The organism is Spiroplasma endosymbiont of Panorpa germanica (genome assembly GCF_964019765.1).
GTDB lineage: Bacteria > Bacillota_I > Bacilli_A > Mycoplasmatales > Mycoplasmataceae > Spiroplasma_B.
Map to the genome: position 1 here is coordinate 425739 of NZ_OZ026461.1, position 18776 is coordinate 444514.

Genomic DNA, 18776 nt, shown 5'->3' on the forward strand with positions numbered 1-18776 from the left:
AATGGGCTTAAACGTAAAAACAATCGAAACATTTGAAGAGTTTAAAAATTACCTATTCAGATACTTAGAAAAAAACGATAATGAAATTTCTCAAGAAGAAATAATCGAGGTTATCACTAAAAAGTTTATCGATATTGAAGAAGAAGAAATTGAAATATTAATGAAAGAACTAACAGATAGAAACGTAATATTCACAGATGAAGAAATTGATGAAGAAGAGTTAGAGGAGGCTTTAAATAGCGCAGAAGAGGAAAGCGAAGACTCAAAAAATTTAGAATCAGAGTTTAAGGAGAGAAGCAAAACTCAAAAGGAATTAAAAAAGACTGCCGGTATGTCAACTACTGTAAAATACAGAGTTGGGGGTATCAGTAATGAAACAAAGATTCAAGATATCATAAAAGCTTATTTTAACCAAATCGGTTCATCAAAAATTCTAACAAAAGATGAAGAGGTTTTTTATGCAAAAATGCTTGAAAGCGATGATGAAGAAGAAGTGAAAGCTGGGCGTGATAAATTAATTACCTCGAACTTAAAACTTGTTATTTCGGTTGCGAGAAAACATTTGAATAGAGGTCTTGATTTTGCTGACTTGATCGAAGAGGGTAATATTGGATTAATGAAAGCTGTGGACAAGTTTGACTATAAAAAAGGTTTCAAGTTTTCTACTTATGCGACATGATGAATTCGCCAAGCAATTACAAGAGCCATTGCTGACCAAGCTCGTACAATTAGGATTCCAGTTCACATGGTTGAAACCATCAACAAGCTAACTCGTATTGAACGTCAACTAACTCAAGAATTTGGTAGGGAACCAACTTCAAAAGAAATAGCAGAAAAATACGGGAACGGCATAACTGCAGCAAAAGTAATTGAAATTAAAAAGTTGTCAATTGAACCAGTTAGTTTAGAAAAACCTTTTGGTGATGAAGACGATACTCATTTTGGTGATTTTGTTGAAGATAAAGATATTTCTTCACCAGATGAATATGCTGAAAAAGAATCATTGAGAGAAGTTATTGATGAAGTCTTTTTAGAAATACTAGCACCACGCGAGGAAAAAGTTGTTAGAATGCGATTTGGAATACTGCCAACAAAGCTAAGAACTTTAATTAGACTCGCGGAAGAATGTGATGATGATAGTGTTGAAGAATTGAAAAATGCTGTAATTAGTTTAGATATTCACTATGATACTCCAATTGAGAAAGTTCAAACTTACCGTAACAAGTGTATTCAAGTCCATCTATCAAAATATGATTCTCCAAAAACTCTTGAAGAAGTTGGTAAAGAATTGAAAGTTACTCGCGAACGTATTCGACAAATCGAAGCTAAAACAATAAGAAAATTTAAACCAACTGCTGCAAATCCTAAGTCTAAAGTCTTGAGAGACTTCTTTAAAGGCTAAAATGAAATTTTTAACCCCAAGACTTATTAAAATTGCAAGTTTAATAAAAGATGATGATGAAATTGTGGCAGACATTGGAACTGATCATGCTTATTTACCAATTTATTTAGCTAAAGGACATAAAGTAAAATTTGTTTACGCAAGTGATATTAACAAAAACCCATTCAAAGTAGCGAAAGAGAATGTAAAAAACTTTGGGGTTTCTGATTCAATTGAAGTAATTAATAGTCCAGGTCTGAGTTGAACTTTAGAAAGGGATAATTTAATTATTGATTGTTGTGTAATTTCGGGAATGGGAAGTACAACAATTTTGGATATTTTAAAGCTTGATAATGATAAAATTAATTCTTACATAATCTCTTCTAACACTTTGGTTGGACCTATTAGACAATGGGTAAAAGAACAAAAATACTTTATTGAACAAGAAGTTCTAGTTGAAGATAATAATATAATTTATGAAATCATAAAAATAAACAAATTTGCTGGTATTAAAATAAAAAAACATAGTCAAATATATTTTGGACCAATTCTATTAAAAAATATTGACAAGCTTTTCGTAGAAAAATGAGTCAAAGAAAAAGAGAAAATAAATAAGATCTTAATAAACTTACCAAGTAGGGATAAAAAAATAAAACCTTTGAAAAAGAATCTAAAATTAATAAACAAATTTATAAATAAGGAAATGAGCGAGTAGATGAAAACCACCAAAATAATTAATTACTTAAATGAAAAATTCAGCCCAGATTTGGCTGCAGATTGAGATGCCTCAGGTTTTCAAATTCAGGAAACTTTTAATAATCCAGAAAATGAAGAAATTGAAAAGTTAATGATATGTTTGGATGTGACAAACGAGGCATTGAAATTTGCCATTCATGAAGGAATAAAATTTATTATTTCACGTCATCCTTTTATATTTAATTCAATCGAACAAGAACTACAAAATCCAGCGAAGAGTGAGATGATTAAAGAAATTATTGAGAATAACATTCAAATTTTTACTATTCATACAAATTATGATGCTTCAGAAAATCAAAGTCTTACTAAATTAATAAAAAATGAGTTTGATATTTTGGAAATAAAAAGAGTTGGAGAATCGAGTGAAGGGTTTGAATTTATTTTCAAAAAAGAACTAGCAATAAAAAATCTTCTTGAAAAATTAAAAATAATTTTTAATGTTGAAGATTTAAGAATAACTAGAGACACTGACATTGATAGAAAAATTTCAAACTTTTTCATTTGTACTGGAGCAGGTAGTCAAACTATGTTTTTTGAAAAAATGCAAAATCAAGTTTTTGTCACTGGTGAAGGAAAATGAAATGAAGTAATTTTTGCCCAGGACAATAGTAATGACTTAATTTTATTGGGTCACTACATGGAAAATTATTTTGTTAAAGATATTGCCGATAAATTAAACAAAGAGTTTAACAAAAGTTTTAAAATCGTCGAGTTTGATGTAAAAAATGGATGAAAAAAATTTTAGAGTGCCTCTAAAAATTTAATTACATCTAATTGAATAATACTTGGTGTACTAGCTCCCGCTGTTACAGCAACGTTATATACATTATTTAAAATTTCTGGCTTGATATCATTTTTTGATTGGATCAATAATGATCTTATGCCTTTTTTTTGACCAATTTCTACTAACTTTTTGGAGTTATTGCTGCTTTTATCCCCAACTACAAAAAGCAAGTCAATTTCTTTTGGATTAAGTTTTTGAATTGCCTCTTGTCTTTCTAACGTAGCATCGCATAAGTCGTTTTTTATTTTAGCCTCAGGGAATTTATTTCTAATTTTATTAAAAATAATTTCTGTATCAATTTTTGATAGAGTAGTTTGATTTGTTACCAATATCTTATTAGAATTAGTTATCATTATTTTATCAATATCATCAGGTTTAGTAACAAGAGTAATATCTTTGCTAATGCTTGTCAAAGCGATCGTTTCAGGATGATTTTCCTTACCAACAAAAATTATATTTCAGCCATCATTTAAATGATCGATAATTAATTCCTCAGTTTTTAATACTCACTCACATTTTGTATCAACAACAATTAAATTCTTATTGATTGCAAAATCGATCACTTTTTTATCTGTTCCATGAGCTGAAAAAATCACAACTGAGTTATTTTCAACCTGATTTATCAATTCCAAACGGCTAATTATAGAATCATCTAGAAAAATAATTCCCAAATCAATAAATTCCTTTATAACAATACTGTTATGAACAATTTTCCCTATCATATAGATTTTTTTGTCTGGATATTTTTTAATTGTTTCTTTTGCTGTTTTAATCGATTTAACAACTCCTAGACAAAAACCTCTGGGAGTCACTCTTATCACTTTCATTAGGTCACGTCCTTATTTATTAAATAATTTTACTTTAAAAAAGTAGGAAAAACATATAATTTTACTTTAAAATAGAATAAGAGGTAGTTATGTTTAGAAAAATAGTCGAAGAAATAAGATTAAATAAGAAAATTTCTCAAATTTTTTGACTTTTTTTGACTTTGATGGTTATGCTTATAATTTTAATTATCACCTGAACAGCTTCAAGTGGTTTTGAAAAAGGGGAAAGTGGTTTTAAATTACTTTCTGGAGGAATTTATTTTTTATTTGTAAATGATGCAAGTCGAGCAAGTCGAGCATTTATTATATCTGGAGCAATTTTAGCATTTTTTCCTATGGTATTAATTTTCCCGATCTTTTATTTCAAGCTAACAAATTATTTAATAAACTTTAAAATTAAAAAGTACTTTCCACATGCATTGAACTTTTCGAGATGAAGCAAGATGATTCACTTAATTATTTTGATACTAATATTTTTTATAATTGGTACTATAATCACTATTTCTAATGGGGGATCATTAAAACCAACAGTAAGTTTCAAAGTAATTCTTTGAACTTTTGATATTTATGACATTCAAAGACATAGAGCGGGGATTGGGATGTTGATGGTTTATGTTGGTGCATTGCTTCCCTCGATTATACTTTTATTTTGATGTCTTTCCCTTTCTTTATCAGTTTGCTTTGAGAAACTTGGTAAGTACAGAGAATCTAAAAAAATTGAAAAAAATAAAAAAAACGAAAAAAATGATATCATTTAACTATATATGTAATGGAAAGTTGTCAGAGTGGCCGAATGAGGCGGTCTCGAAAACCGTTGTTTGTAAAAGAACCCAGGGTTCGAATCCCTGACTTTCCGCCATTAAATAAATACAAAAAGGGGGGGTGTGATGAGAAAGTTAGTCTTGAGTTTTATGAGTTCTACATTTATTTTTGCTACAACCACGGCTACTATATCTTGTTATTTTAACCCCTCAGATAAAATGACTGATGCTGAGAAAATAGCATCAATAAAAAACATGTCTCAAAAAGATTTGTCGATAGCCGATTTTGACTTTCCAACTTATTTTTCAGCTGAATTACAAAGACAAATAGATGATAATTTCTCTGAATTTTTTTCCGATAATAAAATTGATGAAAAGACTCAGTTAGCTATGTCAACTAATGGTTCCACAGGAATTATTGCAAATGAAGCATTTGTACAATTAGGAAAAAAGAATAAAAAATTTTCCTGAATGTTCCAAAAAACTCGTCAGCAAGGTGAGCGTTTTGGATTCAATAACTTTAGTGTTGATAACTTATATAGTTCTTTTGGAAAAATGTTTGTTGATGAAAAGGATTGAGTTGTTAATGTTACATTTCTTAACGAGGAATTAAAGCCTTGACTTTTAACTTCTGAAATTTTTGTTCTCGAAGATGAGGATAAATTAGATAAATTTTCAAATTCTAAAAACGAACATCAATTGGTCGATATTTTGGATCCGCTTGAAGAACCAGAAGTTCCTGAAGAACCAGAAGATCTAGTTTATTACAATGTTGACTTGTCTAAACTTGAAAGTTATCCAAAATATTTGCGTTTCAATATTCTTGGTAAAGTTATTTATGATAATAATAATGAAGTTATTGTTGAAGAGTCAAATTCAGAAGCTCTAGTTTACAACGAAAAAGGAGTTTTACTTAAAAAAGGTGAGACTTTTTTCAAGGAAGGATATGGACCGGTTTTTCAGGGAATGATAACTTCAAGTATTGCTCTAAGATTAGAAGATTATTCTTTTGAAGATGAAAATTACTACGAAATTTCACCTATGTCCTTGGATTACACTATTTCAGTTTTTGACTTTTGAAATAATGTCTCAGATTTTAACGAATCACTTTAGGGTGATTTTTTCTATTACCTATATTTCTTTAACCCGCTCAAATGTGCTATAATTTATCAAGTTAAAGAGGTGTGAAAATGAGTTTTGATAAGTTTGGTTTTAAAAAATTTATAAATGATGCTTTGGTTGAAATAAATTTCAAAGAACCAACTTCAATTCAAAATTTAGTAATTCCTAAAATTAAGAAACATGCAAATATTGTTGCGCAAGCACATACTGGTACGGGTAAAACTCATGCCTTTTTATTGCCTATTTTGAATAACATAGATACCAGTTTAGAAATCACTCAAGCAGTAATTTTAACCCCAACAAGAGAGTTGGCCCGCCAGATTTATCAAAATACTGTTGAAATAACCAATTTTAACAAGAAGATTTCAAAATCAATGTTGATAGGTGGTCAAGATATTCAAAAGCAAAAAGAGCAATTAACGAAACACCAACCAATGATTGTAATTGGAACTCCTTCAAGGTTAAAGGAATTATATGAAATAGGCGCTTTAAAAATAACTACAACAACATTTGTTGTAATTGATGAATTCGATATGATTTTTGATTTAGGTTTCATTGATGAGATTGATTTTTTACTTTCAAAAATGAAAGAGAGTGTAAATATTTCGTTATTTTCAGCCACATTGCCAAATGATTTAAAACCATTCCTGATGAAATACTTGAACAATGCATTACTAATTGATGATTCTAAAAATAAGCCCTCGAACAAAAATGTTGAGCATATATTAATATGAACTAAAAATCGTGAAAATCAAGTCATATTCAATAATTTAATTAACTCAATTAACCCTTACATCGTTATTATATTTGTGAATCGTAAAGATCAAGTTAGTATGGTAAATGAATGATTTAATAAATTGGGGATTACAAATGTTGGGGAATTGCACGCAGGTTTAGATCCGCGAACACGAGCCAGCATGCAAAAAAGAGTTCAAAATAATGAATTCAAATATATTATTGCAACCGATATGGCTGCAAGAGGTTTAGATATAAATGGTGTAAGTCATATTATTTCAATTGATTTACCAAATGATTTATCATACTACATTCACAGAAGCGGGAGAACAGGAAGAAGTAATCTTACGGGAAAATCTTTTGTGCTTCACAATTCTGATAATCAAAATTCAATTGAGCAATTGCAAAAATCCGGTATTGAGTTTAAGAATTATAAGTTTATACAAAACACACTTGAAGAAATTAATCCTAAAAATAAGAAACCTAAATTCTATAACCCAAATTCAGCTGGAGAGATTGCTTCTAAAAAAGTAGTTGCAAAATACAAAAACGAAAAAGTTAAACCAAACTACAAGAAAAAACGTAAAGCAGAATTACTAGAGATTAAAAGAAAAATCCGCCGTGACCATATTAAGGAAAACATTTCAAAAATTAAAAAAGAAAAATATCAAAAGCGCCGCGAAGATATTTTTGATAATTAAGATAACAGAAAAATGAGGTAAATTTGATGAATATCAGTGAACGAATTAAAAAATTAATAGAGCAGATTTCTTTTGAAGTTTACGAAAAAGAAGAAATTTTTAAATTGGCTATTTTGGCAATGCTTGGAGGGGAATCTATTTTCCTTTTAGGTAAGCCTGGGATTGCCAAATCTTTAATTTCACGAAGAGTAAAATTTGCATTAAAAGATGGAAAAAACTTTGAATATTTAATGTCAAAATTTTCAACTCCAGAAGAAATTTATGGACCAATAAACATTAAAGAATTACAAGAAGGTCGTTATGTAAGAGTAATAGACGACTATCTACCGACAGCTAATGTTGGATTTTTAGACGAAATTTGAAAAGCTGGACCAAGTATTCAAAATACACTTTTAACTATCATTAACGAGAAAATTTTTAGAAACGGTGGTCGCGATGTTAAAGTTCCTTTGAATCTATTAATATCAGCTTCCAATGAGCTACCAACTCCAGGAGAGGGGCTAGAGGCTTTATACGATCGTTTTATAATTAGATACATAGCTGAGGGTTTAAAATCAAAAGATAATTTTGAGCAATTGCTTGCCGGAGAATCTTCTCTTGATGTTGTGGTTGATCCTGAACTACAACTAACAAGTGATGAGTTGAACAATTGAAAAAAGCAAATTCGTCAAGTAAAGCTATCTCGTGAAACGTTAGATTTTATTCACTACTTTAGAAATAAACTTATTCAAGCAACTTCAGGTAAATCATATATTTCTGATCGACGTTGAAAAAAAATCTCAGGTTTAATCAAAACAAGCGCCTTTTTTAATGGTCGTGAAGAAACTGATCTACCAGATTTATTTTGTATCCCTTATTGTATTTGAGATAATGAAAATGAAGAAAAGGAATACCGAAATATTTTTAACGCAGCTTTTTTAGAAAATTTTGGTCAAGATTTTAGAGGACAAAAAAATCAACTTTTAAATCAAGTAGATGCCTTAGCATTGCAAATAAATCAAGTTGAATCTCAATACTTAAGATTAACCACATATGACTCACCATATAAAAGTAAAACGCAAGGTACGTACTATCGTATTTTAAATCCAGAGGCTCAAGATATGGCTAAGTACTTATTTATTTCAGCTCGTGATTGAAATAAACTAGCAGCAATACCGGGAACAATGATGGAATTGCCAATTTTCTTTGGTTCAAGCGAAACCAAGTATGAAGGCAGCAGAATTTCTAAAGTTCAATATCATAAAGCAAATCAAATTATGTTAATTGATGAAAAGAAAAAATTATTCTTAGAAAATGACAATGCTGGTGAGTACAATAAAGAGACTATCAAATTGAATCAAAAAATGTCAGAATTAGAAAACAATGTTAAAAGCATTAGTCTTAACATGTACAAAACTTACAAAAAATATACAAAAATGGATTGCATATTTTTTGATGAAAGCTATAATAAACAAATTGCTTTAGCATTTGACATTGAGCCAACTGAGGCAATTGAAGAAGAAGTAACACAATAATTAACAAGTGAGGTGCAAAATGAAACAAGATGTTTTAATTAATAATGATTTATTTTTAAGTGAATTGAATAAATTAAAACTTGAAGATCTTGATAATCAATTTTTTAGAGAATTTAAATCTAGAAATAAGCATGTTGCCGAACAGTTCGATCAAAAAATTAGCGGATTTTACGACGAGATTAATAAAAATGTCGCAAGTGTAATTAAATTACCAGAAAAAATCAAAGAGGAGATTGCCTACTTTCATTATATGGGTTTAAAACTTACCTCGCTTAATATAGGAGAGAAATTAAGCATTATTAATAAAAAATTACAAACTTTAGAATCAATAATGACAAATAGCGCCAACCTTATTAATAATAAATTAATTAAAAGTGAAATTTCTACAGAAGTCGCTTATAATGAATTTGTTACTAAGTGAACATTTATGTTAACTAAAAGAATTGTGGATTATCGTTTGAAATCTGTGCAAGAATTGCGTTTTAATTATTTGGTTAATATTTATGATTTAATTAATAACTATACAAATTTTAGTAAAGCTCAAAAAATGCTGAAAGAAACATTTCACGATTTAACACCAGTTGGAGAAAGTGAAGTTCTGGGAAATTTAGACACTATTAACAAATTTTCTGACTATCTATACAAAGACCGCTCAATTTTAAAAATTGCTGAAATTCTTGGTCGTTTAAATGGAGAAGATGATAAATTTGAAATTAATATTACTCAAAAAATTTCTTATTATGAAACTGAGGTTAAACTCCCATATAATCCCGAAGAAATTGTCGGGATAACCGAGTCCAAAGATTTAGAACATGTTCTACCAGCAGAATTAGGCTACTTATTTAATCCGTTACTACAAACCATTTTTTATAAGAAATTCTCAGAAAACAAGCTCCAAACCTTTTTATTCCATAGTAAGGAAAAAATCACAGAGGAAGAATATGTTGATGTTGAATACGAATCCCCAATCCCTTTGAAACAAGGTCGTTTTATCATTTGTGTGGACACAAGTCTATCTATGGAGGGTTCGGGGGAATTCATTGCTAAGGCCCTTGTTTTGGCTATTTGTAAGGTTGCTCTAAAAGAAAAACGCGATGTTTTAATTATTAATTTCTCTGATCATGAAATTGAAGAAATTGAGATTGATCCGCACAACTTTCCGATTCAAAAGATTCTAAAATTCTTGGCAAAGTCCTTTTATGGAGAAACCAACGCCGTGCCCGCTTTTATGATGGCCATTAAAAAAATGCACAAAGAGAAGTGAAAACGCGGTGACTTGCTAGTTATTTCTGACTTTATGTTAAAAGACATGCCAGATGAAATTCGTCAAAAAGTAAGGGACCTAAAAGATTCGTATAATCGTTTTCATTCCATATTTATTGGAAATACTCCAAATAAAAGCTTGCTAGATATTTTTGATAATAATATGTATTATGATCCAGACGACCCAAAAGCTAGTGAGCAGATTGTTAAGTCCTTAAATGAGACTCTTAGAGGTTTGGATAAAGTAAGTGACGAAAAAATCATGGAAATGGAAAAAATTAATGAGGTTAATAACGAACTTAGGGAAAAGGCTAAATCCAAAAAAGTAGTTAAAGGTAGAAAGGGTAAAGATAATGGAAATTAAAGAAAGATCAAATAGGATATTGATAGTGTTAAATCCAGAGGAAAATATTAAAGATATTATTACCGACGTGATTTTACAGTATGGAATAATTGAGGCCTCAATTATCGGTTTTGGTTACTTGAAACAAATTGAATATGGGATACTTGAGAATGAAGAACCAATATTTTACCAAAAACATTATCAAAAAGAAGCTGCTATTATTTCTAGTTTTAACGGCTCGGTAACAGATCGAAACTTGCATATTCATTTATTTGGGATTACTAAAAAAAGCAAGAGCTTTGGCGGTCATTTCATCAATGGAATTGTTGGGGATATGTTTTCAATAACAATCGACGTTTTTAAAACCGAATAACACTTATTTATTATAATTACTCAACTTAAATGTGTTTTTATTAAATGTTTATTAAAAAAAATTACTTTTTTGTTGAATTACATTTTTAATTAAAATATAATCTAATTAGCATTTTATGCATTACTTTTAAGTGGTGCATAAGGAGCGATAAGAAAAAATGAGGTGCAATAAGATAATGATAGGAATTATCTCAACAGCATACTTCACATTGAAAGATCGTAAAGACATCAAAACTATTAAAAAGTACTGATGAAGAAATATGGTTATTCAAATCCTGAAGTATAGAGGAAAAACATTTATCATAGCTACAATTGGTTATGGTAAAGCAAACGCCGCAATGGCAATTACTTACCTAATGGAAGAATACAAACAATTAGAAACTATTCTTAACGTAGACTTAGCTTTATCAACAAATGATAAATTTGATACAACAGATACTGTTATGTCAACTAAGTTTATTTACAGAGATGCAGATTTAACTGTTTTCAAAGATATTAAATATGGACAAATCGTTCACGAACCCGAAGCTTTCCAGTTTGACACTGAATTAGTACAAACTGTTAAAAACTTCAAATTAGGAGTTTCAGATGGAATTATCGGTACTGCTGATATGTTAATCTACAACTCAAAACAATTCAAAGAAATGGTTGACAAATACGGTCAAACAATCGATGTAATTGATACAGAAGCTGGAGCATTGGCTCAAGTTGCTAAAAAATCAACTGTTAACTTCTTAGCGATGAAAATTATGTACAACAACGCTCTAAGTCCTTGAGACAACGATCCACTACATAAATTCAAAATCTATGAAACAACTAACACTTTGAAATTCTTGTTAATTAGATTACTTAACTTGTTATCATCAAAACTTGTTTTAGACTTTAGCAAAAACTCACTAGATGAATTAGACATTATTAATGACTTATTCGAAATTGAACACGATGCTTGAGTAAAACGTTTCAGCCCAGCTGCAACTCAATTACTTTCAGGTGCAGGACCATCATTAATGGCTCTTGATGCAAAAGGTTTAAAACCAGAAGCAATCGACTTAGTTGAAGTTCTTAAACAAAAAGTTGAAGAAGAAGGACCAAGTAAAATTATTTTAGGGGAAGACGAGTGAAAACACGCTCCTAAAAAATGATTGAAAAAAATCATGTTCTTAGAAAACATGCATGTAAACGAAGATGAATTATTATGAAACCGTTCAGCAAAATACGATGTTAAAGCAGAAAAAATCTTCACAATTGAAGAAACTGCTAAAGCAATCGCAAAAACTATTACTGACCGTTCTCAAGACAAATCATCATATGCATACGATGGAACTACTGCACAAAACAAATACCTTATGGTAACTTGTGACCCATTAGTTTCTTTCTACATTACAAATAATCAAACTCATGAATTTGTTGAAGAAAGAAAATTTGGTAGTGAATTAGTTGTTAACGAATTTATGAAATATTTAAATAATGATTTGAAAGATGTTGAATCACCATTTACTAAAATCGCAATTTTATTTAAAATTCCAGCAATCGGAAACAGAAAAATTCCAGTATTCATTGAAACTGCTAAAAAAGCTAACCAACCAATTAAATTCTTAGGTTACTCAGAATCAAACCAACAAAAATACACAGTTGTAGATATTTCAAGAAATGACTACGACCCAATTAAAGTTGGATCATTCAAAGTAACAATTAGATTAAAAACTGAATTAGCTAAATAACAAAAAAGAAACTTCGGTTTCTTTTTTTATTTTTTTAAAGTAAAATCATATTAATTAGAGGTAGTTATGAGTCAAAAAGTAAATTCAGGATATCAAAAATTTTTACAAGAAAAAAAAGATCAACAAAAGCAGTTGTTAGAAAAACAAACCCAAATCAGAAGCAAGCAAACTTCAAAGCCGGTTAAGCTAACCAACCAATTAACACCTCAACTAGTTGATTTGATTAATAAGGCTAAAAGCAAAAATACCCAAAATAATACCAAGATTCAAGCTAAACTTCCAGATTCTTTCTTAAAGATTTCTATAGTTAAGACAACACCAAAAACTACTAAAAAATCCCAAGCCAATGACGTAGCACAACTCAGAGAAAAAATAGCCAACCGCACTTCAAAGAATTATGTCTTTGGTAACATCATTTCCAATTACCGCAAAAAATAACTAAAAAATATTTTTTTTATGACATTATTTAAATTTTTTAGTTTATTATTAATTTATTGAGTTATATTAAAGAAGGAAGAGCAATGTCAGATAAACTAAAAGATAAAGAGAACAAAGCATCTATAAAAGAGGAGGTTATTCCCTCGACTCTTACTATAGAAAAAACTGAAATTGTTATAAATCCTGACGGGCAAGTAAGTGAGGAAGCTGGTTTTGAAAAAATCAATCAATCAGCTAACTACTCTAAAATTGAGAAAAACCTAATTTCGCGTCGTGAACAATCAATCCTAATTGCTAATTATTTCAAAATGAGGTTTTGAAAGGATTTAGGAATGGTTGCTTTTTCAGCTTTTTTTGTAACTATTGCCTTTGATTACTTTATAACCTCAACAGGTCCAACAGGGTTATTTCCTGCTGGTTTAGGCTCTCTAGCTCGTTTCTTTGGATTATTATCATCTAATGAAATTGCTCAACAAGCAGCCTTGTATTTTGTTTATTACTTCTTATTAAACATACCTTTAATGATTTTTGGGATAATGCGTTTAGGTTGAAAATTTACTTTCACAACTTTTTTGTATATTGTTTTACAAATTGCTTTTGACCAAATTATTAGAGCAATCCCGCTAATTAATCCCCAGGAGTTTCATTTATTAATTGATGTTAATATTTTAGATCAAAACCCAGCTAGTTGAAATAATTCAATCTGATTATTCCTATTTGCTATAATTGGGGGAGCTATGATTGGAACTGCTTATTCATTCATATATAAAATTGGTTCTTCTACTGGGGGAGTAGACTTTATTACTGTTTGAATTTCACGAAAAAAATCTAAACCTTTGGGAAGTTTAAACCGAAACATTAACTTATTAATTTTGGCAGTTATTATTGTTTTAAATGCCATCGTTTTGAATCCATCGCTTTTTTCCAATGATTTACTAATTTCAGCGCTCAAAACTCTTAATTTTGACTCAGCTTTTTTACCCAAAAATTATGTAATTGTTGATGGTCAAAAGGTTGATTTATTTAGCGCCATGTTTAATGACATTATTTGGTCTAAATATAATGGGGGCAGCATTCCAGACTTATCATTAAAGACAAGTGGAGAAATTGCTAAACTATGAAAAGACAATAATAAATTATTTGATCCAGAATTTTACTACGCTTTTAATCCTTTAGTTCAAACAGGAGCGTTTGAATTTAAAAATGGTTTATTCCTATTTGACTATAGCAAAATTAATATGACTGATTCACAAAAAGCAGTTGCTTGAAATTATTTGAATATAAATTCTGTTGTTAACGGATATAGTAATCTACCAAAACATTTAGAAATTTGGTTGAGAGTTAAATTTATTTTTGGACCAACGTTATTTGCTTCCATTGTACTGGTTATAACTTCGGGAATACTAACTAACGCAATGTATCCAAAATACAAAATTAGAACTTATATGATAACAACAAAATTAATGCACCAAATAAGTGCTGTTTTAACCGAAAATGGTTATGAAAACGATATTATGGCTTGAGATGCTACAAACCGAATTAATGGTAATTATTTACATCGTAGTGTGATTATGGTTTCCATGTCAGTAATGGACTGGGATATCATTGAAAAACTAATTTTTACAACTGATCCATTTGCCAAAGTTAATGTGCTAAAAACCAAAGAGGTAAAAGGTTTATTCAAATTTGAAGTTCGTAAAAATGATGAAAGAGAATATGTGCATCAATCAGTGGTTGCCGATGAAAACGAAATCGAAAAAATCCGTCAAGTTGCATTTGTTAAGTCTAATCGTATTAATGAGCGCGAGGCTCGACGCAAGGCTAAAATAAAAATTAAAAAAAGTTCTAAAAAAGTAGAAAATTAACTAAATAATCAATATAATAATAAGAGTTATTTATGAGGTGTAAATTTTGATTAATCCAACAAACAAGAACGTTTTAGAAAAATATGTCCTTGCAATGTTAGAAATCAAGACTATTGAATTACGCCACAAAATTTACAACATTTCTATTATGGATGTTTTAGACTATTTAAGTAATTTTGTTTTAAAAGGTAAAAAAATAAAGTCAATAAGCGAAGCTTCTTACTTTATTTTTAATATCAAAATAAACTACTTAATGGAGTATTTGAACATAAAAGAATATACACGTCAAGGAGACTCATTGGAAAATGACTTGAAAAGTATTTTAGAGGGATAGTGATTTCGTGAAAAACAAGAAGTTTAAATCAAATTCAATTAACAAGAATTTTTTCAGAGTTTTAATAGTTCTATTTATAACTATCTCAATGGTTTTAACTGTGATTTTTTCAGCGTCATCAGTAAACGATAATATTAAGTTTGGAAAAGACATCAAGGGAAGTTTTGTTGCAACGGTTGGGGTTTTTGATAATTCTGAAACTTCAGGTGATACAATCAATGGTTTGCCAAACGGAAATGCTAAAGAAGCGGCAGAAATCTTAAATAATAAAATTGATCCAATGGGTAACCAACAAGTTAATGTTATTGCAACAGATAAAAACTATTTAAGAGTTTCAGCTCCGAAATCTTCTTTTGATAATAATGAAAATCGTTTCCGTACCACAATCCAAAGAAGTGGTGGTATTTTCATATTCGACTCAAATTGAAATGATTTACTTTTTGATAATGAAAAAAAACGAACAAAAATGAGTGATGTCTTCTCGGAAGCATCAGCCACAACAATTGGGCAGGGAACTCGTAACGCACCATTTATTAGATTTGATTTAAGTGAATCTGGTGGTAAATTTAGCGAAATCGTTGATGCTTTAAACCCAGAAAGTGGAGAAGCTTCCCCGCTAACTATCATGACTGATGTTGACAGTTTTTTAGACGACTTTAGATCTTATTACGAACTTGATGGTTCAAGTGATGAAAGTCTAGACACTTGATTCAATAAAATTTTAAAACCACTAAGAGAGACATATCGTAATTCAGAAAACGAAATATTGAAAAAAGTTTTATTTGATTTATTTTTTGGAGAATATACTTATGTTGATAATAATGAAACTTCGATTCGTCGTGAAAGTTTAATCACCCAAGGAAGTGCTTTTAGAACTGTTGATGATTTCAAAAAGATTAAAGGTTCATGAAGATACTTGTCAGATACAAATAAATATATCTATGATCCCAACTCAACTGAAAAAGATTTTGAAGGTACTGGTGCTAAATATAGCGCTCCAATTCAAGGTTGAATTTCAGAAACTCAAAGGGGAGAAATTGGGTATATACAGGAAACTTTTAAAGTTATTTCAGATAATTTCTTCAATGCTGCATTATCAGTTGATAGTGAAAAATTCAGCGAGTACTTCCTTTACTCAGGAAAAGTTTCAAAATCAGAACCTTCAACTAAAACAGGAGGGTTCATTGGTGATAAAGGAAAAGCCTTCTTTGCAGAGACTTCAACTTTCTCACAAGCAAAACAAGCAGAAGCAACTTTTAGAGCCGCTTCAAAAGGTTTCTCATTTTTTGTTTTTTCAGTAAGTGAAAATCAAGGAACAATTAGTTGAATTTTATTCCTGGTCTCTTCGGCAGCACTAGCATTAATAGCGCTTTTAATAGCAATATTCTTATTAATTTTCTACCGTCTTCTAGGATTATTTTTAATAATAATTATTTCAACAACTGTAGCCATAATGTTATTCTCAAGTAACGCTTTCAACTTAACGTTTGGAGTTGAAACGCTTGGAGCCATATTTATCGTAGTGGGTCTAATATTGGATATGAATTTAACTCTATTTGAAGCCATGAAGAAAAGTATGTTTTTGAAAAAGCGAAGCTTTAAATCTTCATTTATCATTTCGCACCGAGATACAATCGGGGGAGTTGTTGATGCAGCTGTTGTCTTAATTATTCCAAACATTATTCTATTTTGAAATTCTTCAAATGTTGTTAAAAGTTTTGCGACCTTAGTAACACTGGGTGGTTTTGCAACAATTATTTTATCGATTTTTGTTATGAGGGTAATTGTCTACTTATTATCAAAAACAGAAGCAATTGACAATAATCCAAATTTATTTGCAATTAACACAACAATGTCGAAAAAAAGTAGTTTTATGATTGAAATGAAATACAACTCATTAAACGCTAAAATTAAAGCAGCAAACAATAATAATGTAATTCAAGGAAAAATTGATAAATTAAATCAAAAAATTAATTTTTATCAAGAAAATTCTAATCCCAAGTTAGTTGCTAAATATCAAAAACAACTTGATAATTTACTTAAAAAACAAGATAAAATCTTGATCAAAAATCAAAAAATTATTTCTAAGTCAGAAAAAAAACTGATTGATTTAAAAGTTGTACGTGAAAAAGCTATTGAAAAACGTATTGCTAAAGAAGAAAAATATGAAAAAGCTTTAGTTAAAAAATTCAAAAAGAAAATTGAAAAATATGAAGCACAAAAAAATAAATATTTAGCTTTAGAAAATAATACTAAAGTATTTAAAATTCAATCAGCAATCGATGAAACAAATTATTTAATTGATAACAACTTTAGTATTGATGATGATTTAGTAAAAGATGCAAGCCAAGATGGAACTACTTTGGAATTAAACGAAATTGAAGTTCCCAAAACTGCCGCTGAAAAAATTCGTGTTAAAAGACGTGAAAGAGGGATTTTTAAATTTAGTAAAATATTTTTAATATTCATAGCAGTTTTAGCTTCATTAGCGACTATTTTAGGTCTCGCTGTTGGTCCAAATTATGATTCAAGCTTTGGTAAAGGAACAGAATTTTATATTTGAGGTGATTATGTTGAATCATCATATTCAAAAGTTGAAGAGTTAAGTAAAGGTACTTGATGAATTGATGATGAACCAGTTCCTGATGAACTACAAGAGCATGCTAAAGGATTGTTGGTAAGTCCTTCGACTCCAAAAGAAATGATGATGTATGAGAAAACCAAGGCTTCAGCAGATATCTTAGAATTTGTAATTTCATCTGATAGATACTTTAGAATTTTAACTAGTTCCAAAATGTCGGCTCCTTCAATTAGAAGTAATTTTGGAGTTAACTATACTAAATTTGATCAAACTGGAAATATATCAGATCAAGCACCTTGAATAATGTTAACTTTTAAAACTAGCAATAAAAAAGTTTTAAAAGCCATAAATAATATTTTAACTCAGTTCACTGAAAAACCGGCTGGTAGTTCAAACGATCCTGAACGTGGAGTTCAAAGGTTGATTTTATCACCATTCTCAACTGTAAAACTAATCCAAGAATTGGCAATTTCATTGCTAATAATTATTGCGGCTTTAATTATTTATATTATTATTAGATTTAAATGAACTTACTATGTGGCTATTACATTAGCACTAACATTAGGTTTAGCAACATTTGGTTCAGCAATGATTGTCCTACAAATTCCGCTTGGATTTAGTATTATTATCTCAGCTTCAATCTTAATCAGCTTTATTCTAACCAATGCGATCATGATATTAAATCATGGTAAGGTTCTAATTCAAAGTAAAAATGAAAAATCATTGACAACTTACTTCAATAAAGAAATTGATATCGCAGTTAATAACCGTGAAAATGCGGCTGTCTACCGTGCTCAAGTAAGAAACTTAAAATTTGAATTAAAACAAAAATTGCATAGTAAAGAAATCACTAAAGAAGATAAGAAAAAATTAAAAGCTGATTTTAAACTAGCTAAACATGAAGAATTTATTAAGTTAAAAGAAATTAAAAAAGAAAACTCAGTCAAGTTAAATCGTGCCGCCAAAGATAACAACTACTTAAAAGAAGTGGTTGTTGATGTTATGAATTTTGCGATTAAAAGATTACTACTAATGGGAATCTTCTATGTTGCTATTGCAATCGCAATGATTCTAACAATGCCAAATATTTATACTTTTGGACTATCAATGTTTATCGGAATTATTATTTCAATGTTTGTAACAATGTTTATTATTATTCCTATTTGAGTATTCTTGGAACAATGAAGATTAAGAAATCGTTTGGCCTTCAAGCGTTATGTAAATGGTCTGAAAGTAAATCAAGAAGAACAAATCATAGAGGGTATTAACGATTAGAGG

At 29.6% G+C, this 18776-nt stretch carries 15 protein-coding genes and 1 tRNA gene; 15 read left to right on the plus strand and 1 reads right to left on the minus strand.

The genetic code is table 4. The features are described 5' to 3' along the window. Nucleotide 1: 1 nt before the first annotated feature. Genes AACK87_RS01990 through AACK87_RS02000 form a run of 3 tightly spaced genes read left to right on the plus strand, consistent with a single transcriptional unit; the run spans nt 2 to nt 2882 of the window. Nucleotides 2-1402: a sigma-70 family RNA polymerase sigma factor gene (locus AACK87_RS01990; protein WP_338972958.1), complete on the plus strand. Its 1401-nt coding sequence runs from the start codon at nt 2-4 to the stop codon at nt 1400-1402. Between the two features lies 1 nt (nt 1403). Next, nucleotides 1404-2096: a class I SAM-dependent methyltransferase gene (locus AACK87_RS01995; RefSeq protein WP_338972960.1), complete on the plus strand. Its 693-nt coding sequence runs from the start codon at nt 1404-1406 to the stop codon at nt 2094-2096. Beyond that, nucleotides 2097-2882, plus strand: coding sequence for a Nif3-like dinuclear metal center hexameric protein (locus AACK87_RS02000; protein ID WP_338972962.1), 786 nt, complete (start codon nt 2097-2099; stop codon nt 2880-2882). On the opposite strand, the gene ispH is transcribed toward AACK87_RS02000, so the two are convergent. Beyond that, nucleotides 2879-3748 carry a 4-hydroxy-3-methylbut-2-enyl diphosphate reductase gene (gene ispH, locus AACK87_RS02005; protein ID WP_338972964.1) on the minus strand — a complete coding sequence of 290 codons (870 nt, stop codon included), beginning with the start codon at nt 3746-3748 and terminating at the stop codon, nt 2879-2881. The two genes, AACK87_RS02000 and ispH, sit on opposite strands and share 4 nt — an antisense overlap. Before the next feature lie 89 nt (nt 3749-3837). On the opposite strand from ispH, the gene AACK87_RS02010 reads away from it, so the two are divergent. The 12 genes from AACK87_RS02010 (at nt 3838) to AACK87_RS02065 (ending at nt 18773) form a co-directional block, all read left to right on the plus strand. Continuing rightward, complete coding sequence (locus tag AACK87_RS02010; RefSeq protein ID WP_338972966.1) at nt 3838-4506, plus strand: hypothetical protein; 669 nt, start codon at nt 3838-3840, stop codon at nt 4504-4506. Nucleotides 4507-4519: 13 nt separating this feature from the next. After that, a tRNA-Ser gene (locus AACK87_RS02015) sits at nt 4520-4607 on the plus strand. Between the two features lie 28 nt (nt 4608-4635). Next, the gene (locus tag AACK87_RS02020; protein WP_338972968.1) at nt 4636-5622 is read left to right on the plus strand and encodes a hypothetical protein; all 987 of its coding nucleotides are present in this window, start codon (nt 4636-4638) and stop codon (nt 5620-5622) included. Between the two features lie 77 nt (nt 5623-5699). Beyond that, nucleotides 5700-7067, plus strand: a complete 1368-nt coding sequence (locus AACK87_RS02025; protein WP_338972970.1) for a DEAD/DEAH box helicase — start codon at nt 5700-5702, stop codon at nt 7065-7067. A 26-nt stretch (nt 7068-7093) separates the two neighbouring features. Next, entirely contained in the window at nt 7094-8581 is a 1488-nt protein-coding gene (locus AACK87_RS02030) for an AAA family ATPase (protein ID WP_338972972.1), read from the plus strand. Nucleotides 8582-8600: 19 nt separating this feature from the next. Next, nucleotides 8601-10208 carry a VWA domain-containing protein gene (locus tag AACK87_RS02035; RefSeq protein WP_338972974.1) on the plus strand — a complete coding sequence of 536 codons (1608 nt, stop codon included), beginning with the start codon at nt 8601-8603 and terminating at the stop codon, nt 10206-10208. After that, nucleotides 10198-10560, plus strand: coding sequence for a PCC domain-containing protein (locus tag AACK87_RS02040; protein WP_338972976.1), 363 nt, complete (start codon nt 10198-10200; stop codon nt 10558-10560). Before AACK87_RS02035 ends, AACK87_RS02040 begins: the two co-directional genes overlap by 11 nt. Before the next feature lie 175 nt (nt 10561-10735). Continuing rightward, nucleotides 10736-12280 carry a cytoskeletal motor fibril protein Fib gene (fib, locus tag AACK87_RS02045; RefSeq protein ID WP_338972978.1) on the plus strand — a complete coding sequence of 515 codons (1545 nt, stop codon included), beginning with the start codon at nt 10736-10738 and terminating at the stop codon, nt 12278-12280. 66 nt (nt 12281-12346) lie between these two features. Then, nucleotides 12347-12718 carry a hypothetical protein gene (locus AACK87_RS02050; protein WP_338972980.1) on the plus strand — a complete coding sequence of 124 codons (372 nt, stop codon included), beginning with the start codon at nt 12347-12349 and terminating at the stop codon, nt 12716-12718. 83 nt (nt 12719-12801) lie between these two features. Beyond that, nucleotides 12802-14583, plus strand: a complete 1782-nt coding sequence (locus tag AACK87_RS02055) for a YitT family ABC transporter (RefSeq protein ID WP_338972982.1) — start codon at nt 12802-12804, stop codon at nt 14581-14583. 46 nt (nt 14584-14629) lie between these two features. Beyond that, complete coding sequence (locus AACK87_RS02060; RefSeq protein WP_338972984.1) at nt 14630-14917, plus strand: post-transcriptional regulator; 288 nt, start codon at nt 14630-14632, stop codon at nt 14915-14917. Between the two features lie 7 nt (nt 14918-14924). Then, nucleotides 14925-18773 carry a protein translocase SecDF, variant type gene (locus tag AACK87_RS02065; RefSeq protein ID WP_338972986.1) on the plus strand — a complete coding sequence of 1283 codons (3849 nt, stop codon included), beginning with the start codon at nt 14925-14927 and terminating at the stop codon, nt 18771-18773. Nucleotides 18774-18776 lie beyond the last annotated feature (3 nt).